This is a genomic window from Schleiferilactobacillus perolens DSM 12744, from assembly GCF_001435585.1.
Lineage (GTDB): Bacteria > Bacillota > Bacilli > Lactobacillales > Lactobacillaceae > Schleiferilactobacillus > Schleiferilactobacillus perolens.
Map to the genome: position 1 here is coordinate 1 of NZ_AZEC01000080.1, position 373 is coordinate 373.

The 373-nt window shown below is 41.0% G+C and carries 1 protein-coding gene; it reads left to right on the forward strand.

Annotation, left to right across the window (positions count from 1 at the left end; translation table 11 throughout):
* The coding region (locus FD09_RS15700) for an IS30 family transposase (RefSeq protein WP_143443141.1) at positions 1–357 on the forward strand (357 nt) is incomplete at its 5' end.
* Positions 358–373: the final 16 nt, after the last annotated feature.

The following is a 373-nucleotide window of genomic DNA, read 5'->3' on the forward strand; positions in this document are numbered from 1 at the left end:
CGGACGACAGCGACTGTTAATGAAGCACTAACTAAGTTCCTAACCACTTTTAATGGTCCGGTGCACAGCTTTACTGTGGACCGTGGCACTGAGTTTAGTGGGCTAGTATCACTTGAATCACAATATGGTATTAAGACCTATTACTGCCATGCTTATACGCCAGCTGAACGTGGTAGTAATGAACGCTTTAATCGGAATTTACGTTATTTTTATCCTAAAGGGACTCGTTTTGAGCACATTAGTGCTCAAGATTTAACGACGACGTTACTCCAAATTAACCAGCGACCGCTTAAAATACTCGACTGGCAAACACCGTATCAGGTTATGCTGACAAATTTGTCCAAAAATTCGGATTAAATTTGCAATCTACCAA